The sequence below is a fragment of the Dactylosporangium vinaceum genome, from assembly GCF_019904175.1.
GTDB lineage: Bacteria > Actinomycetota > Actinomycetes > Mycobacteriales > Micromonosporaceae > Dactylosporangium > Dactylosporangium vinaceum.
In genome coordinates, this window is sequence record NZ_CP061913.1 from 8,112,476 (window position 1) to 8,137,933 (window position 25,458).

General features: G+C 70.4%; 21 protein-coding genes. 9 read left to right on the forward strand and 12 right to left on the reverse strand.

The genetic code is table 11. The features are described from left to right. Nucleotides 1–43: 43 nt before the first annotated feature. Nucleotides 44–3,304 (reverse strand): bifunctional lysylphosphatidylglycerol synthetase/lysine--tRNA ligase LysX, encoded by a 3,261-nt coding sequence (gene lysX / locus Dvina_RS36430; RefSeq protein WP_246655556.1) that lies wholly within the window; start codon nt 3,302–3,304, stop codon nt 44–46. Between the two features lie 54 nt (nt 3,305–3,358). After that, nucleotides 3,359–3,859, reverse strand: a complete 501-nt coding sequence (locus Dvina_RS36435) for a hemerythrin domain-containing protein (RefSeq protein ID WP_223093915.1) — start codon at nt 3,857–3,859, stop codon at nt 3,359–3,361. A gap of 197 nt (nt 3,860–4,056) precedes the next feature. Here Dvina_RS36435 and Dvina_RS36440 point away from each other — a divergent pair, with 197 nt between their 5' ends. Both Dvina_RS36440 and Dvina_RS36445 read left to right on the forward strand, forming a co-directional pair. Then, complete coding sequence (locus Dvina_RS36440; protein WP_223093917.1) at nt 4,057–4,386, forward strand: CU044_2847 family protein; 330 nt, start codon at nt 4,057–4,059, stop codon at nt 4,384–4,386. Continuing rightward, nucleotides 4,379–8,494, forward strand: a complete 4,116-nt coding sequence (locus Dvina_RS36445) for an NACHT domain-containing protein (RefSeq protein WP_223093919.1) — start codon at nt 4,379–4,381, stop codon at nt 8,492–8,494. The genes Dvina_RS36440 and Dvina_RS36445 overlap by 8 nt, the downstream gene beginning before the upstream one ends. Before the next feature lie 3 nt (nt 8,495–8,497). Here Dvina_RS36445 and Dvina_RS36450 read toward each other — a convergent pair whose 3' ends face one another. Continuing rightward, entirely contained in the window at nt 8,498–9,259 is a 762-nt protein-coding gene (locus tag Dvina_RS36450) for a polyphosphate kinase 2 family protein (protein WP_223093921.1), read from the reverse strand. A 127-nt stretch (nt 9,260–9,386) separates the two neighbouring features. Between Dvina_RS36450 and Dvina_RS36455 the strand changes: the two genes are divergently transcribed. Together Dvina_RS36455 and Dvina_RS36460 are read left to right on the forward strand one after the other, a co-directional pair. Beyond that, a complete protein-coding gene (locus tag Dvina_RS36455; protein ID WP_223093923.1) occupies nt 9,387–9,869 on the forward strand; it encodes a cation:proton antiporter regulatory subunit in 483 nt (160 codons plus the stop codon). Nucleotides 9,870–9,874: 5 nt separating this feature from the next. Then, on the forward strand, nt 9,875–11,059 hold the full coding sequence (locus tag Dvina_RS36460; RefSeq protein ID WP_223093924.1) for a cation:proton antiporter: 1,185 nt from the start codon (nt 9,875–9,877) through the stop codon (nt 11,057–11,059). A gap of 38 nt (nt 11,060–11,097) precedes the next feature. Here the strand turns inward: Dvina_RS36460 and Dvina_RS36465 are convergent, their stop codons facing one another. After that, a complete protein-coding gene (locus Dvina_RS36465; protein ID WP_223093926.1) occupies nt 11,098–11,952 on the reverse strand; it encodes an NmrA family NAD(P)-binding protein in 855 nt (284 codons plus the stop codon). A 122-nt stretch (nt 11,953–12,074) separates the two neighbouring features. On the opposite strand from Dvina_RS36465, the gene Dvina_RS36470 reads away from it, so the two are divergent. The 4 genes from Dvina_RS36470 to Dvina_RS36485 all read left to right on the forward strand — a co-directional run bounded on the left by Dvina_RS36470 (nt 12,075) and on the right by Dvina_RS36485 (nt 15,654). Beyond that, a complete protein-coding gene (locus Dvina_RS36470; RefSeq protein WP_223093928.1) occupies nt 12,075–12,485 on the forward strand; it encodes a winged helix-turn-helix transcriptional regulator in 411 nt (136 codons plus the stop codon). Nucleotides 12,486–12,648: 163 nt separating this feature from the next. After that, nucleotides 12,649–13,383, forward strand: a complete 735-nt coding sequence (locus tag Dvina_RS36475; RefSeq protein ID WP_223093930.1) for a hypothetical protein — start codon at nt 12,649–12,651, stop codon at nt 13,381–13,383. A 118-nt stretch (nt 13,384–13,501) separates the two neighbouring features. After that, the gene (locus Dvina_RS36480) at nt 13,502–13,927 is read left to right on the forward strand and encodes a MarR family winged helix-turn-helix transcriptional regulator (protein WP_246655557.1); all 426 of its coding nucleotides are present in this window, start codon (nt 13,502–13,504) and stop codon (nt 13,925–13,927) included. Continuing rightward, nucleotides 13,924–15,654, forward strand: coding sequence for an MFS transporter (locus Dvina_RS36485; protein WP_246655558.1), 1,731 nt, complete (start codon nt 13,924–13,926; stop codon nt 15,652–15,654). The genes Dvina_RS36480 and Dvina_RS36485 overlap by 4 nt, the downstream gene beginning before the upstream one ends. A 72-nt stretch (nt 15,655–15,726) precedes the next feature. Here Dvina_RS36485 and Dvina_RS36490 read toward each other — a convergent pair whose 3' ends face one another. The 3 genes from Dvina_RS36490 to Dvina_RS36500 form a co-directional block, all read right to left on the reverse strand. Further along, nucleotides 15,727–16,920, reverse strand: coding sequence for an RNA polymerase sigma factor (locus Dvina_RS36490; protein ID WP_223105913.1), 1,194 nt, complete (start codon nt 16,918–16,920; stop codon nt 15,727–15,729). Nucleotides 16,921–16,995: 75 nt separating this feature from the next. Beyond that, complete coding sequence (locus tag Dvina_RS36495) at nt 16,996–17,328, reverse strand: YciI family protein (RefSeq protein WP_223093932.1); 333 nt, start codon at nt 17,326–17,328, stop codon at nt 16,996–16,998. Between the two features lie 34 nt (nt 17,329–17,362). After that, the gene (locus Dvina_RS36500; RefSeq protein WP_246655559.1) at nt 17,363–18,637 is read right to left on the reverse strand and encodes an amino acid permease; all 1,275 of its coding nucleotides are present in this window, start codon (nt 18,635–18,637) and stop codon (nt 17,363–17,365) included. Nucleotides 18,638–18,708: 71 nt separating this feature from the next. On the opposite strand from Dvina_RS36500, the gene Dvina_RS36505 reads away from it, so the two are divergent. Then, nucleotides 18,709–19,668 carry a GlxA family transcriptional regulator gene (locus Dvina_RS36505; protein ID WP_246655560.1) on the forward strand — a complete coding sequence of 320 codons (960 nt, stop codon included), beginning with the start codon at nt 18,709–18,711 and terminating at the stop codon, nt 19,666–19,668. 107 nt (nt 19,669–19,775) lie between these two features. Here Dvina_RS36505 and Dvina_RS36510 read toward each other — a convergent pair whose 3' ends face one another. The 5 genes from Dvina_RS36510 to Dvina_RS36530 form a co-directional block, all read right to left on the reverse strand. Beyond that, nucleotides 19,776–20,420 carry a tetratricopeptide repeat protein gene (locus Dvina_RS36510; protein ID WP_223093934.1) on the reverse strand — a complete coding sequence of 215 codons (645 nt, stop codon included), beginning with the start codon at nt 20,418–20,420 and terminating at the stop codon, nt 19,776–19,778. 82 nt (nt 20,421–20,502) lie between these two features. Next, the gene (locus Dvina_RS36515; RefSeq protein ID WP_223093936.1) at nt 20,503–23,577 is read right to left on the reverse strand and encodes a caspase, EACC1-associated type; all 3,075 of its coding nucleotides are present in this window, start codon (nt 23,575–23,577) and stop codon (nt 20,503–20,505) included. Beyond that, nucleotides 23,564–23,908: an effector-associated constant component EACC1 gene (locus Dvina_RS36520; RefSeq protein WP_223093938.1), complete on the reverse strand. Its 345-nt coding sequence runs from the start codon at nt 23,906–23,908 to the stop codon at nt 23,564–23,566. The genes Dvina_RS36515 and Dvina_RS36520 overlap by 14 nt, the downstream gene beginning before the upstream one ends. 274 nt (nt 23,909–24,182) lie before the next feature. Further along, nucleotides 24,183–24,332, reverse strand: coding sequence for a hypothetical protein (locus Dvina_RS36525; protein WP_223093940.1), 150 nt, complete (start codon nt 24,330–24,332; stop codon nt 24,183–24,185). Nucleotides 24,333–24,453: 121 nt separating this feature from the next. Further along, a complete protein-coding gene (locus tag Dvina_RS36530) occupies nt 24,454–25,284 on the reverse strand; it encodes a SigB/SigF/SigG family RNA polymerase sigma factor (protein WP_223093942.1) in 831 nt (276 codons plus the stop codon). Between the last annotated feature and the right edge of the window lie 174 nt (nt 25,285–25,458).

The window sequence follows — 25,458 nt, forward strand, 5'->3', positions numbered from 1 at the left end:
CCCTTCGGAATATCATTAAACATGGATCTTCACCCGTTCCAGTCTAGCGGCCGGGCTTGACCAGCGGAAACGGCAGGGTCTCGCGGATCGTGCGGCCGGTGAGCAGCATGACCAGCCGGTCGACGCCGAGGCCGAGGCCGCCGCTGGGTGGCATGGCGAACTCGAAAGCGTCAAGGAAGTCCTCGTCGAGCTCCATCGCTTCCGGGTCGCCGGCCGCCGCCCGCAGCGACTGGGCGGTGAGCCGGGCCCGCAGCTCGACGGGGTCGACGAGCTCGGTGTACGCGGTCCCGAGCTCCATCCCGAACGCGACCAGATCCCAGCGCTCGGCCAGGCGCGGGTCGTCGCGGTGCTGGCGGGTCAGCGGCGACACGTCGACCGGAAAATCCACATAGAACGTCGGCTGTACCGTCGCGCCCTCGACCAGGTGCTCGTAGAGCTCGAGCACCAGCTGCCCGTGGGTCCACCCGTCGAGCCACGCGACGGAGAGCTTGTCGGCCAGGTCCCGCAGCTCGCCGACCGTCGAGTCCGGCGTGACGGGAGCCCCGGCCGCCTGCGACACCGCGGTGTAGACGGGCACGACGGGCCACTCGCCGTGCAGGTCCACCACCCGGTCGACCCCGCCGAACGGGCGGCGCAGCACGGTGTCGTCGCCGGCCGCGGCCAGGATCAGCTCGCGGACCAGGCCGCGCATGGTCGTGTAGTCGCCGTACGCCTCGTAGGCCTCCAGCATGGTGAACTCCGGGTTGTGGGTCGCGTCCACGCCCTCGTTGCGGAAGTTGCGCCCGATCTCGAAGACCCGCTCCACGCCCCCCACGGCCAGGCGCTTGAGGTACAACTCAGGCGCAATTCGCAGGTAGAGCCGCATGTCATAGGCGTTGCTGTGGGTCACGAACGGCCGGGCGTTGGCGCCGCCGTGGATGGGCTGCAGGACCGGGGTCTCGACCTCGACGTAGGCGTGGCCGTGCAGCACCTTGCGCAGCGCGAACGTGACGGCCGAGCGGGTGCGGACCATGTTCCGGGCCGGCTGGTTGACGATGAGGTCGACGTGGCGGCGGCGGACCATCGCCTCCGGGTCGGCCATGCCCTTGTGCTTGTCCGGCAGGGGCTGGAGGCACTTCGCGGTGAGCTCCCAGCGCCCGGCGAACACCGACAGCTCGCCGCGCCTCGTGGTGCCGACCTCGCCGGTGACACCCACGTGGTCGCCGAGGTCGACGGTGGCCGCGAAGTCGCGCCGGCCGGTGAGCACCACCTGCAGGTCGCCGGTCCAGTCGCGCAGCGTGGCGAAGCACAGCGCACCGTGGTCGCGCAGGCGGACGACCCGCCCGGCCACCGCTACCTGCTCGCCGGTGCGGGTGTCGGGGGCCAGGTCGGCGAAGAACGCCCGGATCTGGGTGACGCTGTGGGTGCGGCCGAAGCCCGGCGGATACGGGTCGATGCCCGACGCCCGCAGCGCGTCGAGCTTGGCGATGCGGATGCGCACCTGCTCGGGGCGCTTGCGGGTGGCGGCGGCGGGCGCCGGGGTCAGCTCCTCGTCGGTCAGGACGAGCTCGCGGCGGTCTTCCACGAAGGATGCCGCGGCGCCCCTGCGCAGCAGGGTACGCAGCCGCGGTACCACCACGAAGCCCTCGGCGACGCCGGAGGCGAGCCCGACCTTGGCCAGGTCCCGGACGTCCTCGAAGCACAGGAACCGGGGCAGCCACTGGGGGCTGTACTTCACGTTGGAGCGGTACAGCGACTCGAGCTGGAACCAGCGTGACGCCAGCAGCAGCAGCGCCCGCCACAGCCGCAGGACCGGCCCGGCGCCGATGCGGGCGCCCTCCTCGAACACCGCCCGGAACACCGCGAAGTTCAGCGACACCCGGTGCACACCGATGCGGGGCGCCTCGCGCATGAGGGTGGCCACCATGTACTCGATCAGGCCGTTGTCCGACGCGCGGTCACGGCGCATCAGGTCCAGCGACAGGCCCCCGGCGCCCCACGGCGTGAACGACAGCACGGCCACCTCGCGACCGGCGGCGTCGTGGGCCTCGACGAGCACGCACCGGCCGTCGTTGGGGTCGCCGAGCCGCCCGAGGGCCATCGAGAACCCGCGCTCGGTCTCGGTGTCGCGCCACTGCGCGGCCAGCTCGATGATCCGGGCCATCTCCTCGGTGCCGATCTCGGCGTGGCGGCGGATGCGCACGGTGTATCCGGCCCGCTCGACCCGGTGCACGGCCTGGCGGACCTGGCGCAGCCGCGGCGCCTCGAGGTCGAAGTCGCGCACGTGCAGGATCGCCTCGTCGCCGAGCTCGATGACCCGCAGGCCGGCCCGGGCGTAGGCGGTCGCGCCCTCCTCGCTCGCGCCCATGACGGCGGGCGTCCACGCGTATTCGCGCGCCTCCTGCAGCCACGCCTCGATCGCGGGCGGCCAGGCGTCCGGGTCGCCGAGCGGGTCACCGCTGGCCAGCGACACCCCGAAGACCACGCGGTAGGTGATCGCGGCCCGCCCGGTCGGCGAGAGGATGACCTCCTTGTCGCGGCGGGTGGCGAAGTATCCGAGCGAGTCGCGCTCCCCGTGCTCCGCCAGCAGCCGCCGCACGGCCCGCTCCTCGTCCGGGTCGAGCGAGGCGATCATCCGCTGCGAGCGCAGCAGGGCGAACAGGGCCGCGAACAGCGCGATGGCCCCGAAGACCCCGAGCACCAGGTTGACCCAGCCCGGAGCCCGCCCGTGGCGGTCGACGTCGAAGCCGAAGGCGCCACCCAGCACGACCCGGCCGCTGTACTCCAGCCGCTGCACCCCGTGCCCCATCGAGCCCGGGAACAGCTCGACGATCCCCCACCCGATCGCGGTGAAGCTCACGAGCAGGATCCCGAGGGTGGCCAGGGCCTTGGGCAGGCTGGCCGGCTGGACCTTGGCCCGGAACTCGCGGCGGGCGAGCACGAGCAGCCCCAGCAGGACGACAGTCACGCCGAGGTTCACCGCCGCGGCCGTCGTCCCGTGGAACGGCAGCCGCAGCTCCCGGGCCTCCTCGCCGCGATCGGCCGGCGTCGCCAGCACGATCACGTCGTAGAGGCCCTGGATGCCGAAGATCAGGGCGAGCATCCAGAACGCGACACGCTTGCGGTTGTTGACCCCGGCCGCCAGCGTGATCAGGAACGCCGCGTAGCCGACGTTGGCCGGGGCCGGCACCAGCAGCGCATCGATGCTGGCCCGCACCGGGTGGACCCGCGCCCCGAGCGCCACGCTGATCGCGGCGGTGGCGCACAGGACCGCCACGACCAGCAGAGCGCCCGCGTACCAATCCGGAATTCGTGCTCGCTTCACCGGGACATCATGCCCGGTTGGTCGAAACGCTCCGTCTCGGTCCAGCTCCCAGGCTCAAGAGTGCTCTTCGATGTACCGCTTGGGGTCCTTGTCGGTGAACGTGAGTCCCTTGCCGCTGGGGTGCTCGCCGTAGAACGTCAGCCACTGCGCCCCGAGGTCGACCCGCAGCTGCGTGCCGGCGTGCTTGCGGAAGTCGGGCAGGACCTCGTCCTCCTCCTCGGTCAGGTGCTCGCTGTTCTCCTTGCGCGCGTCCCAGACCGCCTTCCACCACTCGTCGGACCCGACGGGGTGCTTGCGGGCCTCCTCGATCGCGTCGCGGATCTTGTTGTGATCCCGGATCGCGTCGTCGGTCTCCTCTTCGGCCTCGTCGGTGTGCTCCTGCAGCAGGTGCGGGTAGAGGATCCGCTCCTCGGCCTCGGCGTGGATCTCGAGGTGCAGCGCCAGCGCGTCCCAGACGGCGGTGAGCTGCTCCTCACCCTCGGCGTCGTCGAGCCGGGCGAACCCCCGCCGGAACGCGGCATGGTCGTCAAGGATGAGCGCGGTGATGTCGTCCATGCTGCTCTGTTCACCCGATCGGCGATCCGGCAAACCCGCCACCGCCGCGAGGCCGGTCGAGCCGGAATCGATCAGCCGTCCGGTCGATCTACAAGCGTAACGACGCAGGTCATTGTGGCATTTGCGCCCACCGGTAGACTGATCCGACCGAATTCGCAGCGCTCCGCCGTTGAAATGCGAAGGGAATTCAAGCTTTCATGGACGACACCCAGCCCCTCGCCATCGTTCCCGTCATCGTCGACGAACAAGGGACGATCGCCTATATCGAGGCCCGGGTGCTCGACGAGGAGACACGGGTCGCCTCGGTGCCCAAAGCAATGTCGGCCGCGCTGTCCAGCGTCAGGGCGATCTCCGCGCAGTTGCTCGACGCGCTCTCGGTCATCCAGCCCAAGAAGGCGACGCTCGAGATCGGTGTCGAGTTCGCCATCGAGTCGGGCGAGCTGACGGCGTTGCTGGTCAAGGGGTCCGGCAAGTCGAATGTCACGATCACGCTGGAGTGGGAGCGTGACTCCCCAGCGAGTGAGTGACCCATCGACCGGCGGGCGTGAGGCGCTGGCCGCGCGACTCCACGCGGCAACCGTCCGGCTGAGCGTCGGCCCGGCGACCGGGACGGGCTTCTTCGTCACCGACCAGCTGCTGGTGTCGTGCGCGCACCTGCTGCCGGCCGCGGCCCAGATCGGTGCCGAGGTCAGCATTCACGTCGGCGGTCGTACGTGCACCGGCGTCATCCGGGAACTGCTGCGCGGTGCGCCCAAGAGCGAGTACCCGGACCTGATCTGCATTGACGTCGGCGACCCGATCCCCGATGTGTCCTGGGCGTTCCTCGGCCCCGGCGCCACGGCCGGCGATGAGGTTTACGCCTATGGATTCCCGAAGGCGTACGCCGATGGTGACTCGTTCTACGGACGCATCGAAGGAATAGCCGGCGTCGGCACCGGCCGCGAGTTGCTGAAGTTCCAGCAGACCCGAGTCAGCGAGGGCGTTAGCGGCAGCCCGCTGCTGAACATCCGCACCGGTGCGATCTGCGGCATGATCCAGAGCGCTTTCAACCGCGGCGAGGGCGGCCGGGCGCTGGGCAGCGACAAGATCTTCGAGCTGCTGCCGGACGTCGCCGCCTGGCAGGCGGCCCGGGCCGGGCAGAACCAGCGATGGCTGCGCGAACTGAGCGACGAGCAGCTCGGCAGCGGAGCCTGGTCCCGAGCGATAGTGCAGGCCGTTCGCCCGGCCCATGACCCCTTCGCCGAATACTGCCGACACCTCATCGATGCGGCCGACCATCACGTCACGGAATACGTCGTCCCCAATGGCGAGCCCATCGCGTTGTCGAGCACAGCATCCCCGGAGCTGTTGCGCCAGCCAGTGCCCGAGGCGCTGGCCAACTGGAAGCCGTCCATCTTCTCGATGAATGTGCAGTCCACGGCGTTCGGGCGGACGGAACCGACCCGGTTTCTTACACTGCAGTCCGCGCTGGAGCTATACCACTGGAGGATGCTGCTCCTCGGCGAGCCCGGCTCCGGCAAGACCTTCAGTCTGCGCCTTCTGGCCCGTGAGGCAGCTCGGCAGTATCTGCAGAACCCTGCCGCACCGCTGCCGTTGTACGTCGCAGCCCGATTGTGGCGGCAGGACACCGACCGCGACCTGGCCGGCTGGATTGCGCGTACCACTGGTGTCGAACGGTCGGCCGTGGCCGCAGCACTCACCGACGGCCGGGCGTTTCTGCTGCTCGATGGCCTGGACGAGCTCGAGAGTCACGCGGCCGAGGTTGCCCAGACGCGCGACGACTCTCCGACCAGCCTGCTGAACGAGCTCTCGAAGCTCCACAACTGTCGCGTGGTGCTCAGCTGTCGACGCATCGAGTACGAGAAGATCGCCGATGCCGTGAGCTTCAGGCTGCCATTCCTGGGAGCGGCCACGCTGGACCGCCTCACTCCGGAGCAGATCGAGGAGTACATCGGGCACATCCCCGGCTTCCTCGAGGTGCTCAGGGTCGACTCGTCGCTGCTGAGCCTCGCCGCCAATCCGCTGCTGCTCGCGCTGCTGGCGCATACATACCTTCTCGACCCCACCAGGTTCGCCGAGTGGAAGGAAAGAGCACCATCGGAGGACGGCGTCCATGCCGTGTTCCGCCAATATGTCGAGACCAGATTCAACTGGGAGGCCGAGCGCCCTACCTTCGACATCCCAGTCACGCTCGACGAGTTTTACGAAGGGCTCGGCCTCGCACTGCTGCGTTCCCGATCGATCGACGACCCCAGCGGCGACTGGATTCTCGACCGCGACACCGTCGTGGCTGTCCTGGGCGATCGCGCGGCGGCGGTCATCGCCCTTGCACAGCAGATGGGTCTACTGTCGCCATCCCGGTTCCGGGCGCTATCGAAGATCCGCTTTACCTTCCGCCACGCATTGCTGCGGGATCACTTTGCCTATCCGGCGGCTCAGACGGCTCTCCAGTCCGCCGATGAGGCAGACCTGCAGACCGCCGTGCTGGCGTTGAGCCGGCTGGGCGGCACGGAGGCGCGTGACCGGCTCATCGAGATCGCCCGAGACGAGACTCGGGGAAAACTGATGCGGGCTTCCGCCATCGAGGCGGTGGGTGCGCTCCGTGATCCGGACACATATTCATGGCTTCGGGAGTATCTACGCGGCGAGGATCAGGAGGTGAGCTTCGCCGCGGCGGAGGCATGGCAGCGTGTCGGCGGCCGGATCGCCGCTGACGAACTTGCGGCATTTATCGAGGAGCGCGACGCCGGCAACGGCAAGCCGGAGTCCTTCGCTGTTCTCGCCTCTGCGATCCAGCTGTGCAGGCTGACCGCCGACAATTCGTATGCTCGGCAGCGATATCTGGGGTTCTTGCGCCAACCCGATCACTGGATCGCTTCATTCGCCAGGTTCGCCACCGTTTCCGAGCCGGAGGAAGTCGCCGAGGCAGCCGAGATCTACCGTGCTCGCCTACCCGATGCCGCCACGCCGCTGAAGGTATTGTTGCTGGCCGGCCTGGCGACGATCGAGGGTGAGGGCGCTCTCGACGTCTTGCTGGCCAATCTCGGCCATGCCGACCAATCGGTTCAGGGAATCATTAGGTGGGAGTTGAACCGATTCGGTGAAACGGTGCTCGAAGAACTCGACCGCCGAGCCCGCGCAGCGGCAACAGCGGAGCTTCCGCCGCTCCTGAAAGCCATAGGCTATGTTCGAAAAGAAAGCGCGGCCAAGCTTGTCGCATCATTCATCGACCCGACGAATGAAAACGTCATGGGTGCGTGTTTCTTTGCTCTCAGCCAGATGGGCTCAAAGGCCGACTCCGTACTGCGGGACCTCCTCGATCAGCATGAAGATGCCAATGTCCGGCGCGCGGCCGCCTGCATCCTGGCGATCCACTCCCGAGAGGGATTTGCCGAGGTTCTGCGGCGCGTGGTGGCCGATGCGGCAGAGATGGATGGGCCGATCGCTCACGGGTTGTCAGACAGCCTCCTGATAACCGGGTATGACACCGCCCGCATGGCGACTATGTTCGACCTTGTCGACGATCAGGCGACAAGTGACGGTTCCAAACTCATCGAACTCACTACTTCACTGGGTGACATCAGAGTTTGGCCGGCCCTCGAGCGGCTGGCCGCCTCGCCCGACGAATCGAAGCAGCAAGCCGCGACTGCTGCCATGACGCGGCTGATCAGCACCTACCGTGCACGCCTGTTGACCCATCACATCAAGGGAACCATCGAAGGCAGTGACGTCGCCGCGGCGGCACGTATTCTCGACCAGTTTTCTCCGCTCCCGTTGTCCGAACTGGTCAGATATTTTCTTGAGTCCGTGGAACAACAAGATTTGCAGCTCGGATTCGCAGCCATAGCGGCTATTCTCCACTCCGGACGGGACAATCTTCAACAAATTGTCGATGAAATCGCCGAACGTGGTACGCGGGACGCTGATCGTACAATGCTCATGAGTGCCGTTATCCTTCTTGTCGGCGGCGGCTCGTCTGCACGCCTTCTAGCAGAACTCTTCGATGAAGTGCCCGTCCCCATCCAGGAAGAGATGTCCGAGATCGTCGGGCGGCTCTCCAACCCCGAGATCGTTTCGTCGTTCGAACAGATCGACAACCAACGCCGAAACGCTCGATACGGCACCATCTTGGCACTTATTGGCAGCTTGCCGGTCCCGCGGCAGGCCGGAGGTCAGTACGACGCATCGCCGCCTGACGGCGATATCGCGTCTAAGCTAGGGCAGTCGGAACCATTCGGCCATTCCGAGGAAGTCGAGTCCGCGATCATAGCTCTGCTCCGGTCGAAGGCACGGAAAAATTCGAGTGAGTTTGCCCTGAGATGGCTCGCTACCCGGCGGTCGAAAGAGGCCAGAGCGGCCCTTATCCGGATGCTTCGTCCGCCCAGCGACGTGAGGCATCTGGCCGCACTGGGTCTGGGCCTCGCCGGCGGCCCGGGCGAGGTCCCCTCCCTTATTGCGTACGCCAAACGCGCGGATGCGGTGGGGCGGGTGTGCGCCGTTTGGGCAATGACAGCAACAATGGGGTCGAGGCGCTACGCGGATTTCGCCCGGCTGGCGATCTCGTCTCGGGCCGACCAGCCACCGCTGAAGCCGAAATCCGAGCCGCGCAGGGCCAAGCGGCGCCGGGCCCGTTGACCGTCAGTCGGCGTCGGTCAGGTTGTAGCCGCGCTTGGTGAGCTTGGACTCGAGCGTGTGGCACACCTGCTCCAGGACGGCGACGCGGGCGTACTTCTTGCTGTCGCCGGGCACCACGTGCCAGCGGGCGCGGGGCCGGTCGGTGCGCTTGAGCATCTCCTCGACCGCGGCCTCGTACTCGCCCCGCTTCTCCCGGTTGCGCCAGTCCTCGTCGGTGAGCTTCCACGAGCGCAGCGGATCGTTCGCCCGGTCCTCGAACCGGCGCAACTGCTCCTCCGGTGAGACGTGCATCCAGAACTTGATGAGGATCATGCCCTCGGCGGTCAGCGTGCGCTCGAACTCGGCGATCTCGTCGTAGGCCCGCCGCCACTGCTTGACGGTGGCGAAGCCTTCGACGCGCTCGACGAGGACGCGCCCGTACCAGGACCGGTCCAGCACGGCCATCCCGCCCCAGCCGGGCAGCACGCCCCAGAAGCGCTGCAGGAAGTGGTGGCGCTTCTCGTCGTAGGTGGGCGCCGCGAACTGCGCGACCCGCACGTGGCGCGGATCGAGCGGCGCCACCAGCCGCTTGATGGTCCCGCCCTTCCCGGACGCGTCCCACCCCTCGAACACCACGCACAGCGGCGGCCCGATCCGGTGCTCACCCAGCTGCCCGCCGAGCAGCAGCCGCAGCCGCAACAGCCGCTGCTGCGCCGCCTCGAGCCGCTGCTCGGCCTCGTCCCGCGGGAGATCGGCCGACAGATCGACCTTGGAGAGCCTCGCCATCCCCCGAGCGTGTCACACAAGCCGCCCGGCCGCGCCTTCGGCTCCGCGGCGGGCGCGAGGGCTCCTGCGCGGGGCAAAGCGGGGGAAGTACCAAATGCGGAGGTTTATCGCTTTTAAGCTTTTCGTCATGGACGTCGAGCGGATCGACCTGCCCGGGATCGGGACCAGTCACGTGGTCACCACGGCGCGGGGACGGCGGATCGGGATCGTGTCGCACCGCAGCGGGCGGCGGGATCTCGTCGTCTACGACAAGGACGATCCGGACACGTCGGTGGTGTCGGTGGCGCTCAACCCGGACGAGGCGGGGGTCGTCGCCGAGCACCTCGGGACAGCGCGCATCATCGAGCAGCTCGCCGAGGTGCAGCGGCAGGTGGCCGGGCTCGTCACGGAGCAGCTCGTCATCGCGCCCGGGTCGCCGTACGACGGGCGGACGCTCGGGGACACGAAGGCGCGGACGCGGACCGGCGCGTCGATCGTGGCGGTGGTGCGGGGCAACGACGTGATCGCCAGCCCGCGGCCGGACTTCGGGCTCCAGGCGCGCGACCTCATCGTGGCGGTCGGGACCACGGCCGGGGTCGAGGGCGTCGCGGCGCTGCTCGCCGACGGGTAGGGCCCGTGGAGCACGACACGATCCTGGTCGAGCTCGGCACCGTCATCCTCGCCCTGGGGCTGCTCGGCGCCGTGTCGCTGCGCTTCTCCATCTCCCCGATCCCGCTGTATCTGCTCGCCGGGCTGGCGTTCGGCGCCGGCGGGGTGCTGCCGCTGAACACGAGCACCGAGTTCATCTCCGCGGGCGCCAAGATCGGCGTGATCCTGCTGCTGTTCACGCTGGGGCTGGAGTACACCGCGCCGGAGCTCGTGGGGACCCTGCGCTCCTCGGCGCCGGCGGGCCTGGTCGACCTCGTGCTGAACGCGGCGCCCGGGGTGGCGACGGCGCTCGCGCTCGGCTGGGGCGTGACGGCGGCTGTCGCGCTCGGCGGCGTCACCTACGTGACCTCGTCCGGGATCACCGCGAAGGTGCTCGGCGACCTGGGCTGGCTCGGCAACCGCGAGACGCCGGCGGTCCTCTCGCTGCTGGTCTTCGAGGACCTGATGATGGCCTTGTACCTGCCCATCCTCACGGCCATGCTGGCGGGCGTGGGGCTGCTCGGGGGCACCGCGACCCTGGCCCTGGCGGCGGCGACGATCAGCTTCGTCCTGCTCGTGGCGCTGCGGTTCGGCACCGTCGTCGAGCGGTTCGTGGCCAGCGAGAGCGACGAGGTGCTGTTGCTGAAGGTGCTCGGGCTGACGGTGCTCGTCGCCGGGGCCGCGGAGCTGCTGCAGGTCTCGGCCGCGGTCGGGGCGTTCCTGGTCGGCATCGCGCTGTCGGGCCCGCTGGCCCACACCGCGCGGCAGCTGCTGACGCCGCTGCGCGACCTGTTCGCGGCGGTGTTCTTCGTCTTCTTCGGCCTGCAGACCGACCCGGTGGCGCTCCCGCCGGTGCTCGGCATCGCCGCCCTGCTGGCCCTGAGCGGGGTGGCGACCAAGCTCACGACCGGGTGGATCGCGGCCCGGCGGGCCGGGGTGGCGCTGACCGGCCGGATTCGGGCCGGGGCCGCCCTGCTCCCGCGCGGCGAGTTCAACATCGTCATCGCCGGGCTCGCCGTGGCCGCCGGCAGCCACCCGAAGCTGGGCCCGCTCGCCGCCGCGTACGTCCTGATCCTCGCCGTCATCGGCCCCCTCGCGGCCCGCGCCGCGGAGCCGGCCGCCCGCATCCTGCACCGGCGGCGCGCCCGATCGGCGGCGGCCCGGTCGACCTGACCCGGATGCGCGGTTGCCGGCAGCGCGGCGCCGGCCGGTCAGCGCAGTGCGGCGGTGATCGCTTCGGCAAGCGTCGTGGTCGGACGTCCGATCAGGCGCCGCAGGTCGCCGGAGTCGGTGAACATCTCGTCGCGGCTCATGGCGAGGTCGGCGTCGGCCAGGACGTGCGCCAGTTCGGCCGGCAGGCCCGCGTCGGTCAGCACCTGTGTGAACGCGTCGGCCGTCAGATGGGCGTACTCGATGCGCTCGCCGGTGGCGGCCGAGATCGCCGCGGCCAGTTCGGCCAGGGTGAACGCTTCGTCTCCGCCCAGCTCATACACGTTGCCGGTGTGCCCGTCGGTGGTCAGCACCGACGCGGCGGCGTCGGCGTAGTCGCTTCGGGTCGCGGCGCTGATCCTTCCGTGGCCGGCGGCCCCGGCGACGACTCCGCCTTGCCGCACCTGGGGCAGCTGGGAGGTGTAGTTCTCCAGGTACCAGCCGTTGCGCAGCATCACGCTGGGAAGGCGCTCGCGCAGATACTCCTCCGTGGCGCTGTGGGTGGGGGCGAGGCTCGTGGTGGACGTGTCGGCGCGCAGCATGCTGGTGTACGCGACAAGTGAGGCGCCCGCCGCGACCGCCGCATCGATGGCGCGGCGGTGGTTGGCGACGCGCTCGCTCGGGGTCGTGGTGGAGATCAGCAGGAGCCTGTCCGCGCCCTCGAAGGCCGCGGGGAGGCTGTCCGGCTCGGCGAAGTCGGCCCGGCGGACAGCGACACCACGGTCGGCGAAGTCCTTGATCCTGGTGACGTCACGGCTCGTCGCGACGATGTCGGAGGCCGGCACCCCGCGGGCCAGCAACGCCTCGACGGTGAGCCGGCCCAGCTGACCGGAGGCTGCGGTGACAACGATCGACATGGTGGTGGTGGTTCCCTCCTGCCGTGGACCTCCCACGGCGCGAGACCCACGATGAACCGGTCACTCTCCTTTGGTAAGGGCCCACTTTTCGGTAAGGTGGCCACCCGGACGAAAGCATCGAGGTGAGGTCAGTGCCCACAGCCCGGGAAGTGAGCGAGCCCATATCGTCGTGGGATCCGTACGCGCGCGGCTGCCCGTCGCGTGACGTGCTCGACCAGATCGGCAGCAAGTGGGCGGTCCTCGTGATGGGCGAGCTCGGCAGGCACGGGGCGTGCCGGTTCACGCAACTGCGCCAGCAGCTCGCGGGGGTGAGCGAAAAGATGCTCACCCAGACCCTGCGGACGCTCGAACGCGACGGGCTGATCCTGCGCACCGTGTACCCGGAGGCGCCGATCCGTGTGGAGTACGAGCTGACGCCGCTCGGGCAGACACTGCGGGGCCCCCTGAAGGCGCTCACGGAATGGTCGGTGCAGCACATCGGCGAAGTCCTCGACGCCCGCGAGGAGTACGACGAGCGCGCCGGAAAGCGATAGCCGGCGCCGGCACGAGATAGGTCCGATGTATGCCAACGGGCCAGTCAAGTCTGCCCGAAATGCGGAATTTCCCTCATCTGCCGGTCTTTGCCCTTGTCAAAGTGTTTGGCTCACGTCGGAGGTGCCACGGCAGCGCTGCCGTGGCGGACGACGGGGGATCACCATGCTCAAGCACAACCGTGCGTTGCTGCCGGCCATCGGCGCGGCGACGCTCCTGGCAACGCTGCTCGGCGCTCCGGCCAACGCGGCGGAGACCGGCCACGGCCCGGGCGACTCGGGCAACGGCGGCGGGGCCATGACCTTCAACCAGCCCAAGCACCAGGCCCACAGCAACGCGGCGCCGATGCAGTGCAAGGAGATGACTGTCGACGGCGGGTTCGAGACGCCGAAGCTCGGCAAGGGCGACGACTACATGCAGTTCGACGAGGACGACGTGCCCGGCTGGCGCACCGACGACCCGGACGGCAAGATCGAGATCTGGGGCGGCAGCATGGGCGTCGCGCCGCGCTTCGGCAAGCAGTTCGCCGAGATCAACGCGACCGGCTCGTACAACTCGATCTACCAGGACATCAAGACCAAGCCGAACACGAAGATCTACTGGTCGTTCTGGATCCGGGCCCGGGACAGTTCGGACGGCAAGGACGTCGACGCCACGTCGATCCACTTCAGCAAGACGCCGAAGAACGACACCAGCATCAACGGCCTCCAGGGGCAGTTCGCCTACTCCAACTCGTCGGACGACGTGCGGTGGAAGCGGCTCTACGGCTGGTACAAGACCGGCCCGAGCCAGACCTCGACCCGGGTCACGCTCACCGCGGACGACAGCGCGTCGACCGACGCCGGCTACGGCAACCTGGTCGACGGCCTCACCATCACCGAGGCGCCCAACTGCATGTGAGCAATGCCAGAACAGACGCCGGTCGGGGGTACTCCGACCGGCGTTTTCTTTGTCAAGAGGGGGTGAACAACATCGCACTCGATAAGCCACTTCTATAAGCGCGTGATACGAATTGGCTATGCCCACGGCTCGTACCGCATTGGATCCTGCGCGGCTGACGGTCGCCGTCGAGCGCGTGTTCAGCCTCCTGCGGCAGGGCAATCCCCCGAACGACATCAGCCTCACGGCCGCCTCGACGCTGCGGCGCCTGGAGCGCGAAGGACCGCGGCGGCTCACCGAGCTCGCCGCCGCGGAGGGCGTCACCCAGCCCGCGATGACCCAGCTCGTCCAGCGCCTGGAGCGGGAGGGGCTGGCCGACCGGGCCGCCGACCCCGGTGACGGCCGGGTCGTGCTGGTGCGGATCACCCGGCCCGGGTCGCAGCTGCTGGAGCGCCGCCGATCGGTGCGCGCCGGCCACCTCGCCGCCCTGCTGGTCGACCTGTCCGAAGACGAAGAGGCGCTGATCGCGGCTGCGCTGCCGGCGCTGGAGAGGCTCGCGAAGTGACCGAAACCCTGGAAGCGCCCGGCGGCAAGCGCGGGCTGCGGGGCGCGTTGTCCGGCGGCAGCGACCACCCCCACTACAAGTGGGTGGCGCTGTCCAACACCACGCTCGGCATGCTCATCGCCACGATCAACTCCTCGATCGTGCTGATCTCCCTGCCGGCCATCTTCAACGGCATCCACCTCAACCCGCTCTCTCCCGGCAACGTGTCGTACCTGCTGTGGATGCTGATGGGCTACATGCTCGTCAGCGCCGTGCTCGTGGTGACCCTGGGCCGCCTCGGCGACATGTACGGCCGGGTGCGCATCTACAACCTCGGCTTCGCCCTGTTCACGATCACGTCGATCGCGCTGTCCCTGGACCCGTTCGACGGCGGCGGCGGGGCCATGTGGCTGATCGGCTGGCGCGTGTTGCAGGCCGTCGGCGGGGCCATGCTCATGGCCAACTCGGCCGCGATCCTCACCGACGCATTCCCGGCCGCCCAGCGGGGCATGGCGCTCGGCGTCAACATCGTGGCCGGCATCGCGGGCTCGTTCATCGGCCTGGTCCTCGGCGGGCTGCTGGCCGAGTGGAACTGGCGGGCCATCTTCTGGGTCAACGTGCCCATCGGGGTCATCGGGACCATCTGGGCGTACCGCAGCCTGCACGACACGGGTCTACGGCGGCCGGGGCGGATCGACTGGTGGGGCAACCTGACGTTCGCCGCGGGCCTGACCGGGCTGCTCGCCGCGATCACGTACGGCATCCAGCCCTACGGCGGCCACAGCCAGGGCTGGACCAACCCCTGGGTGCTCACCGGCCTGATCGGCGGCGTGGTCGTCCTCGCGCTGTTCGTCTGGATCGAGCGGCACGTGTCCGAGCCGATGTTCCCGCTCGGGCTGTTCAAGATCCGCGCGTTCGCGTACGGCAACATCGGCGGGCTGCTCGCCGCGATCGCCCGCGGCGGCCTGCAGTTCATGCTCATCATCTGGCTGCAGGGCATCTGGCTGCCGCTGCACGGGTACTCCTACGAGTCCACGCCCCTCTGGGCCGGCATCTACCTGCTGCCGCTCACCGTCGGCTTCCTCGCGGCCGGGCCGATCGCCGGGCACCTGTCGGACAAGTACGGCCCCCGGCTCTTCGCCGCCGTCGGCCTGCTCGTCATGGCGCTGTCGTTCGGCGGCCTGCTCGTCGTGCCGACCGACTTCAACTACTGGGCCTTCGCGTTGCTGATCTTCCTCAACGGCCTCGGCGGCGGCCTCTTCGCCGCGCCGAACACGTCGCTGATCATGTCCAGCGTCCCGGCCCACCTGCGCGGCGCCGCGTCGGGCATGCGGGCCACGTTCCAGAACGCGGGCATGGTGCTCTCGATCGGCGTGTTCTTCTCGCTCATGGTCGCCGGGCTGTCCTCGTCGCTGCCCACGTCGCTCAGCAACGGCCTGACCGCGCAGGGCGTCCCGGCCTCGGCGGCCGACCAGATCGCCGGCCTGCCGCCGGTGGGCACGCTGTTCGCCGCGTTCCTCGGGTACAACCCGATCCAGTCGCTGCTCGGGCCGCAGCTGCTGGGCTCGCTGCCGGCGGCCAATTCGGACACGTTGATCGGCCGGGAGTTCTTCCCGCACCTGGTGTCCGGCCCCTTCCACGACGGACTGGTCATCGTGTTCTGGCTGGCGATCGCGATGGCGCTGATCGGCGCCCTCGCCTCGCTGGTGAAGCCGGCCAAGCACCAGGCCGAGCCGGCCGCCGAGTAACAGGCTTCCTCCTGTGGGAAGCGCCGCACCGGAACATGCCACGGGCCGGTGCGGCGCCGCGGGTCGGGCCGATCATCCCGGGGAGTGGGGTGGTCGGCCCGTCCGTTGCCACTGCTCCTGCAGAAACGCCCGCTCGACCACGTTGTCACAGACCTGCAGCGCCCGCTCGTAGGCCAGCCGGGCGGCGGCGGTCTCACCGAGGCGGCGCAGGAGGTCGGCCCGCGCCGCGTGCAGATAGTGGTACCCGCCGAGCCGCGGGTCCCGGGCCAACTCGTCGAGGATGTCCAGCCCCGGCCGCGGCCCGTGCACCATCGCCACCACGACGGCCCGGTTGAGCGCGACCACCGGGGACGGCCAGGCGGCCTGCAGCAGGTCGTAGACGGCCAGCAGCTCACGCCAGTCGGTGTCGGCGTAGGTGGGGGCCTCGGTGTAGATGGCGGCGATCGTCGCCTGGAGCGCGAACCGCCCCGGCTTCCCGCCGCGCAGGGCCGCGCGCACGAGTGCCCGGCCGCGCTCGATCTTCGCGCCGTCCCATTCGGTACGGTCCTGCCGCTCGAGCAGCTGCAGCCGGCCCTCGGCGTCGGTGCGGGTCGCGGCCCGGGCATCGTGCAGCAGCATGAGGGCGTGCAGGCCCAGAGCCTCGCGCTCGTCGGGCATCAGGCCGCAGAGCATCTCGGCCAGGTCCAGGGCCCGCTCCACGAGGTCGTTGCGCACGAGCGCCGGGCCGGTGGGGGCGGCGTGGCCGGTGGTGAAGAGCAGGTGGACGACGGTCAGGACGGCGTCGAGGCGCTCGGGGAGCTCACTCGGCTCGGGCTCCCGGTAGGGGATGCGGGCCGCGGCGATCTTCTTCTTGGCTCGGGTGACGCGCGCGGCCATCGTCGGCTCGCTGACCAGGAACGCGTGGGCAATCTCCCCCGTGGTGAGGCCGCAGACCAGCCGCAGCGTCAGCGCGAGCTGCGCCTCGCGGGCGAGCGCCGGGTGGCAGCAGGTGAAGATCAGCCGGAGGCGGTCGTCCGGGAACCCGTCCGGCTCCTCGGCGACCTCGGCCGTGTCGGGCATGACGAGCAGGGGCAGCTTCGAGCGCAGCGTGGCCGCCCGGCGCTGCGCGTTGAGCGCCTTGCGCTGGGCGGCCGTCGTCAGCCACGCGCCCGGGTTGTCCGGCACGCCCTGGCGCAGCCACGCGTCCATGGCCGCCACGTACGCGTCCTGGACGCACTCCTCGGCCAGGTCGAGGTCGCGCGCGACGCGCACCGTCGCGGCGAGCACGCGGGCCCACTCGCGACGGTGCGCGTCGGCGATGGCCGACCGGATGAGGTCGTCCACCCTGAATACCCGGCCGGACTACTCGAACACCGCGATCGGGCGGACCTCGACGCCGCCGAAGCGGGCCGGGCACAGTTTGGCGATCTCCAGGGCGTGGTCGAGGTCGCGGGCCTCGATCAGGTAGTACCCGCCGAGGACCTCCTTGCTCTCGATGAACGGCCCGTCGGTCACGACGTCGCTGCGGATCGACGTCGCGGTGCCGACGCCCTGCAGCGCGTTGCCACCGAGCAGCGCCGGGCCGACCTGCTCGGCGAACCGGTTGTGGGCGTCCATGACCTCCTTGTACACCTGCTCGCCGCCGGCGGCGTAGCCCGCCTCGTCCTCGTAGATCAGGATCAGGTACTGACTCATCGCGGTCTCCTCACGAAATTGCCTACTGACACTCCTACGTCAACCGGGCGGGCTCGGAATCGACAACGCGGTCAGAACTTTTTGTGCGCACGTAGGCGGCGGCGCCGGCCGCGATCACCAGGGTCCCGATCATGTACCAGCCGGTGACCACCACCAGGCCGATCGAGGACACCAGCGCGACGATCGCACCGACCCGCGCCCCGGACCCGGCCGGCAGCAACTTGACGGCGGCGGCCGAGCCCAGCAGGTACACCAGCACGAAACACCCGCTCGTGAGCAGGACCAGGACCCGGGTCCCCATGCCGGTCGCCGCCACCAGCACCAGCGACGAGGCGCCGAGCGCCGCGACGACGAGCAGACTCCGCCGTGGTACCGCACCGGCCGCCGCGCCCCGCGCGAACCACGCGGGCAGCGCCCCGTCGCGCCCGAGCGCGGCACCCAGCTTGGCCGCGCCCGCGTAGTAGGCGTTCATCGTCCCCAGGGTGAGCAGGACGGCCGCGGCCGCGGCGATGGTGCGCACGTGGCCGCCGACGCCGATGGCGAGCAGCTCGGCCAGGGGTGCCGCGCCGCCGCGCCCGCCCGCGGCCAGCCCGGGCCCGAGCACGAGCGTGGACGCGGCGGCGATGCCCAGGTACAGCAGGCCGACGACGACCAGGGCGATACCTGTCGCGCGCGGCAGGTCACGCCCCGGTGTCCGGAAGTCCGCGGCGAGCGAGGTGACCGCCTCCCACCCGGCGAACCCCCAGACCAGCACGGCGACGGCCGGCCCGATGGACCACCATCCGTTGGGCGCGAACGGCCGCAGGTTGCCCAGGTCGGCGTGGGGCAGGGCGGTGACGGTGGCAGTGACCAGGAGCGTGATCAGCAGCGCGGCCAGCCCGAGCTGCAGCTTTCCGGAGACGCGGATGCCGCCGAGGTTGCCGGCGGTGACGATGACCATGAGCACGGCCGCGGTGCCGAGGGCTGTCGCGGTGCCGCCGCCGGCCGCCGACGCCACGTACTCACCGGCGAACAGGGCGGCGGCGGGGGCGCCGACGGGTACCGCCAGGAAAAATGACCATCCGACAATCGCCGCCGCCCGCGGCCCGAACGCCCGCCGCGCGTAGGTGGCGACCCCGCCGGCGTCCGGATAGCGGGCGCCGAGCGCGGCGAACGTGGCCGCGAGCGGGATCGACAGCACGACCAGGATGCCCCACGCCACGAGCGCGGCCGGCCCGGCGGTCTGGGCGGCGAGGGCGGGCAGGGCGATGACGCCGGTACCGAGCACGGCTCCGATCGAGAGCGCGGCCCCTTGAGGAACGGTGAGCACACCGTAGATCTTCGGGCGACGGCGCCGGGCATTCGAGTGGCAGGAATGCCGATTCGCGATAGATTCCTGCCATGTCCGCCGCTCGCCACATCGTGGGTGTCGCCGTCACGCCCGACATGCCGGTCTTCGAGCTCGCCGTGCCCTGCGAGGTGTTCGGCATCGACCGCGCCGACCTGGCCGACCCCTGGTACGAGCTCCGGTTCGCCGCCTCGAACCCGGGGCGGCACGCGGCCCGGTCGGGCCTGAGCGTTGACGCGCCGCACCCGCTGTCGTCACTTGCCGACGCCGACACCGTCATCCTGCCCGCGTTCGCCCGGGCCCGGCAGGTCGAGCCGCCGCCGGAGATGGTCGCCGCGGTCCGTGCCGCCCACGCGCGCGGCCGGCGGATCGTCGCCATCTGCACCGGCTCGTACGTGCTGGCCGCGGCCGGGCTCCTGGACGGACGCCGGGCGACGACGCACTGGATGAACGCGTTCGATTTCACGCAGCGCTATCCCCAGGTCACGTTCGACCCCGACGTGCTCTACACCGAGGAGGGCAACATCTTCACCTCGGCCGGCACGGGCGCCGCGATCGACCTGTGCCTGCACCTCGTCCGCCTCGACCACGGCGCCGCGGTCGCCAACGAGGTCGCCCGCCGCATGGTCGTGCCCCCGCACCGCGACGGCGGCCAGTCCCAGTTCGCCACGCCCCCGCCCCGCCCGCGCACCCCCGACTCCCTGGGCGGCGCGCTGGACTGGGCCCGCCGCCGGCTGGACCAGCCCCTCACCGTGGCCGACCTGGCCCGCGAGGCCCGCTTGAGCCAGCGCACGTTCGCCCGCCGCTTCCGCGAGAGCGTGGGCACGAGCCCGCTGCAGTGGCTGGTGGGTCAGCGGGTCCGGCTGGCGCAGGAGCTGCTGGAGACGACCGACGACTCCATCGAGCGCATCGCCCACCGCACGGGCTTCGGCACCCCCGCCAACCTCCGCACCCACTTCGCCCGCCAGACGAGCGTCACCCCGACGACGTACCGCCAGGTCTTCCACCGGTGAGGCCACCCCCCGCGGCACCGACCTCAGCAATCACGGGTCGCGCCTGTGTCCGCCTTCCGCCGCACGCAGCGCCGCGGCAAGCCGTGCCGCCACTGCCGGAAGCGCCGTCAGATCTGCGTGCGCGCTTCCTCGACGTGCCGCTCGATGGCGTGCGCGCCGTGCTCCCGAACGATCGCGCCGGCCTCGTCGAGGATGGCGACGGCTGCCGCGTGGCGATCCTGCGCCGCGGCGATGTAGGCGAGCCCGACCATGTTGGACGCGACGCCCGCCAGGTTCCCGTCTTCGCGCCGCAGCCGCGACGACTCCTCCAGCCGGTCGCGGGCCTCGTCCAGGCGGCCGGCCAGGTGGGCCGAGATCCCGAGATGCCGCAGCGCCTCGGACCGCACGGCCCGGTCGCCGACCTGCGCCGCCAGCCGCTCGGCGCGCTCGAGGAACGGCACCGCGGCGGGATCGTCGCGCCTGATGAACTGGTGCACGCAGCCGATCCAGAACAGCGCCTCGGCCTGGCCGCGCTCGTCGTGCAGCCCCTCGTAGAGCTCCAGCGCCCGCTCGAACAGCTGCAGCTCGGCGGGGTCCGCGTCCACGCCACCGTGCTGGAACCGCGCGTGCAGGAGCAGGCCGCGCGCCAGCGCGACATCAGCCTCGACCGCATCCAAGCCCCGCGCGGCGTCGTCGAGCTCGCCGACGTCGCCGCCGTACACGGCCGCCCGGTACACCGCCCGCGCCCGCTCGATCCGCCCATCGATCGCCATCGCCGCCCCCGTTGCCCTCGCCGATCCTTGTCGAGATCGGGAGTGTAGCGGCCGAGCGCCGTCTCGGGCGCCGTTGCCGAGCTCAGGGCAGGAGCTGCGGCAACAGCGGTCGGGGCAGTGGTTCGAGTGGTATGTCGGACGACCACTGGATGCCCAGGTGAAAGTCGGACGGGAGACGATAGCCGTGACCGAAGATCGTCTCGCACTTTCGGGCGAGCGTGTACGGGTCGCGGTCCGGCGTCGAGTTGCGGGCCACCCACGCCGCGATCCCAGCCGGCTGATCATCCGGACTGTCGTCGGTCTCCCGGAATCCCTCTGCCGCCAGATACTCGCGGAGTCCAGCGGATCGCCGGCCGCCGAGCCGGCCGTGCGCCGGCAACGAGGCGAACAGGACCGTTCCGGCACCATCGAAGGTTGCCACCAGCCGCGCCGTCCGACGGCCCTGATCGTAGAAGGTGACCGATGCCGACCTGGTGGCGGTCAACCAGGTCAGCCAGTGGCCCATCATCCCGATCCGGGTGTCGATGTCGATGGCCAGACTGACGTCGGCCTCCAGCGCGAACGGCCACAGTTCCTCGGCACCCGGCGTCTGCATGAGCCGATCGGTCAGGGTATCGGCCTTGCCGTCGTCGCCCTGGCCGCGGTAGTGCTGCGCGCGGAGCAGCAGGCTGTATCCGACGGCGAGCGGCTCGGTGGACTTGGCCGCTCTGGCCCAGTACGCGACAGCGCGGCGCTGACGCCCGGCGCGGTGCTCCAACTGGCCGAGACCGAGCTGGAGCCACGGTGCCGTGGCGGGGTCCTCGTGCGCCAGCCCGTCCTCGAACACCCGCTCCGCTGCGTCGTCGTCGCCAGCGTCGGCCAGGAGCCAGCCGAGTTGGAGTGCCGCTTCGGCCGCGCATTGCGGTCCTCCGGACCGCATCGCCTCGGTGTATGCGGCGCGGGCCTGTTCGGGCCGCCCGGCGGCGTCGTGGCAGGCGGCCAGATGCAGCTGGGCAATCGTGCGAACGCCGGGCCCCGCATGGACGGAGGCAAACTCCAGCAGTTGCTGCGCGGTCTGCAGGTCATTGTGCTCGTCCCGGCGCAGCACGGCGTGCGTCACGGCGGCGGCGGCACGGATGTCCGGCCGCGAGCGCCTCACCAGTTCACGCAGCTCCCGCTCGGCGGCATCGAGATGGCCGTCGCGCCACAGGTCCACGGCCTGTTGCCATGGTCGTCCGGCGGGAGGGCGCAGTCGGCCGAGGACGGCGACGAGCTCCTCCTCGGTGGCCGGCACGGGATCTAACAGGGCCGCCTGCCAGCTATCGACGCGGCGCGCGGCCAGCTCCGAGCCGATCCGGCGGGCCCGGTGCACGTCCTGCCGCGCGACCTCGTGCAGCAGGACGGCCGCGCTCGTCCAGGCTTCGGCCGCGGCGAGGTTCGGCAGAATACCGGCACCGGTGCCGTCAGCGAGCGACGCCAGCGCGCGGAACAGCGGCCGGAGCTCGGTGCTTTCCGCGCGGTCGTCGGCCCCGTCGAGCGAGCGCGGCCAAGCGGCGGTGGAGCGGGCAGCGGCGTCGAGAATCCGGCGGGCACTCGGCTCATCCTCGGCGTACACGTTCAGCAGCGCGGCGACATCCGCTGCGGTGCGCTGCTCCGCGGCGTTCTCCAGAAGCTGGATCGCACCCAGGGGCCGACCGATCTCCCGCAGCTCACGGGCGAACTCCACGACCGCCTCGATCCCGCGGGCCGGGGCGGTGGCCTGGAGCAGCCCGACGGCCAGGTCGGATGCGCCGCCCGCGCGCAGGTGCACGGCGACTGCGCAAACCCCGGCGTTGTCGAAGCCACGCGCCGCCAGCTGCAGCACGACGTCCGCCAGGTCGCCCAGCCCGCTGCCCGCGGCGACGAGCGCGGCCGCCTGCTCCGGTGACAGGTCATCCGCCGCCGCCCGGCGCAGGACCCGCTCCGCGACGTCGGCGTGCCCGGCCGCCATGAATGCCTGGGCCAGCTCAACAGCGCTGCCGGGAGAGTCGTGCTCGGCCGTGACCGCAACCAGCAGCCGCGCCCGGTCGACCTCCGTGAGCGCCGGGTACACGGCAGCAACGGTCGCGGGCGGTCGGCGAGCGACGAGGCGGACCAGGCGGCCGGCGTCTTCGCCGGCGCCGATCTCGGTCAGGACCCGGGTCAGCTCGACGACATCCTCGACGCGGCGTGTCGCGGCCGCGTCGAGCAGCGGCAGCACGGCCGGCGCAGGGCCGCCCGCGCGCAGTGCGGCAACGAGTGATGCGAGCTCCTGCTCGGGCCAGGCTCGCCCGAGCTCCGTCAGCACGGCCGTAGCCTCGTCGTCGCGGCCCTGGTCGACGATCGCCGTCACGGCGGCGGCGAGTTGCGCCGGAGCCATCGTGAGGTAGCGCCCCATCCACGAGCGCTCGTCCTGCTTCGGTACGACGTCGCCGCGCCGGTTACGCACCAACGCGAGCGAGCGGCCGTCGTTGCGGGCGCGCTGCTGCGGGATGGGTCGGCCCTTCGCCGCCAACTCCTGCCGGACATGTCGATAGAGCGTGTCGAGGTCGAGCAGATCCGGCCCGCCGGTGACGCCGCCGCGCAGGGCCCGGACAATCTCGCCCGTGAACGCGGTGAACTCCTCGCCGATCGGCGCGGAGGCGAGCTTGGTCTCTTCCGAGGCGGTGAGCAGATACGTGCCCTCCATCCGCGCCTGGTCGGCGATGGTGGGCCCGGCGCTCATGCCGCCGGCCATGGCCTCGCCGCTGAAGCAGCAGTCGAGGATCACAACCTTGGCCGGGCACACGGCGGTGTCGATCACTTCACGGCGTAAGTCGTCGTACCGCACCGCCTTGTGCAGTCGGATCGGGCTCGACCCGGCCAGGGTCAGGAACAGGTTGCTGCGCTGGTCGAGCAGTCCATGGCCGGCGTAGTACACCAGCAGCAGGTCCGTCGCGGCGACGGCGGCGGCGTGCACCGCGTCGAGCACCTCGTCGATGGTGCTCGGGTTCGCCAGCACCGTGCAGTGCGATGCGGGCAACCCCCACAGGTCGCCGTCCTGGAGCAGTTCGGCGAGTTCGGCCAGGTTGTTGTGGATCGCGGGCAGTGGCTCCAGCTCCAGGTAGTCGGCGCAGCCGATGAGCACCGCACGCGAGGCGGCCGGATCAGCCAGCCTCATTGCTCAGTTCCTTGACGACCTGAGCGATCTCCTCCGGGGTGCAGCGCGAGACAATCACGATCTGGTTGCCGACCTTGACCTGGATGCCCCCGGGTGGCTGGCGGCGGCTGGTTCGCCAGGCAGCGAATGCGAGCACGATTCCACCGATGGCTTCCGCGTGGGTCAGCACCATGCTGATCACATCGGCGGTGCCCATCGTGCCGAGCGGCTTCTCCGGCGGCGCCTTGAACACGACATCACGCCGCAGATCACGATCACGGCGCAGCCACGCCTCGAGCGACGGCAGCGAGTCGGCCGAAGCGTCATCCGCCATGCTGATCTCAACGAGCATGCGCACCTCCACGAGCCGTCATCGGCGCACCGATGTTGGCACGGTGGACGGGGGAAGCGGATGCTGCGAGCGCCGGTTCAGCCGAACATCGCCCGATTCTGAAGAGATCGGCCGCACCCTGCTGACGATCGAGATGGACGCGCGCCGTACGGCGGACCCTATTCCGGCTCCGCGAGCCGATCCGTGCGCGTGGCGCACGGCCCCGCACGACCTGGCGCCGGCGGCGTGGATCGTGCGGGGGTGTGGGTGGAGGCGAGGCCTCCCCCGCCGGCGATCAACACGGTATGAGCTCGGTGCGCCGGACCTTGACGCGGGTGCCGTCGGTAAGTGTGACCTCGACGCGGCCTACGGCGTCGGTGTCGCCGAACGCGTAGATCTCTTTGCCGTCGTGCTCGGCCAGGTCTGTGTGGTTCGGACGGAGCACCCACTTCAGTTCGCGCGATTTGCCCGATTTACCCATTTCGCCCACCCCCTCGGGCGACTACGGTACGGGCTTCGCCCCGCCCGCGTGGTCGACACACGGACAGGGCCACTCGAAAGAAGGGTCAGTCCTCGCGGGTCAGCTGCTCGCGCAGCGACTTCAGCGCGCCGGCCAGCAGGCGCGACACGTGCATCTGCGAGATGCCCAGCTCGGCCGCGATCTGCGACTGCGTCAGGTTGCCGTGGAAGCGCATGGCGATGATCTTCTGCTCGCGCTCGGGGAGGCGGGCCAGGAGGGGGCGCAGGGCCTCGCGGTTCTCCACGTTGCGCATGTCCGGGTCGTCGCCGCCCAGCAGGTCGCCCAGGCCGTTGGTGCCGCCGTCGCCGCCGTCGCCGACGGGGGCGTCGAGAGAGAGGGCGCGGTACGCCTGGCCGCAGTCCAGACCCTCGATGACCTCTTCCTCGCTCACGCCGAGGCGGGCCGAGAGGTCGGCGACGGTGGGCGAGCGGCCGAGGGTCTGGGTCAGGTCGCCGGAGATCTTGGAGATCTCCAGGCGCAGCTCCTGCAGGCGGCGGGGCACGCGGACGTCCCAGCCCTTGTCGCGGAAGTGGCGCTTGAGCTCCCCGACGATCATCGGGATGGCATAGCTGGTGAAGGCCGCGCCGCGGGTCGGGTCGAAGCCGTCGACCGACTTGATGAGGCCGAGGTGGGCGACCTGGATGAGGTCCTCGAGCTGCTCGCCGCGGTTGCGGAACCGGCGGGCCAGGTACTCCGCGAGCGGGATGTACAGCTCGATGAGCCGGGCCCGGACGCGGGCGCGGTCGGTGCCGGCCGGCAGGTCGGACAGGAGCGACAGCAGCGCCTTGGCCTGGGCGTCGGTCTCGCGGTTGGCGCGGGTGCCGTGCGCCTGGGTGGCCTCGGTGCGGGTCTCGGCCCGCTGCACGTCGATGCTCATGGCGGAGTTCAGCCTTTCAATTGGTACCGCAAAGACCGGGAGCGTTTCGGCGGCGCGCGCACGGGAAACCCGTAGGAAGCAAGCGAAAGCCGCAGGAAGTGGCCCGGTCGAAGACGCAATGGCACCCATTTGCTTGAGCGCCGGCGTTTATCTCCGGTGTCGTCACGCTCCGGT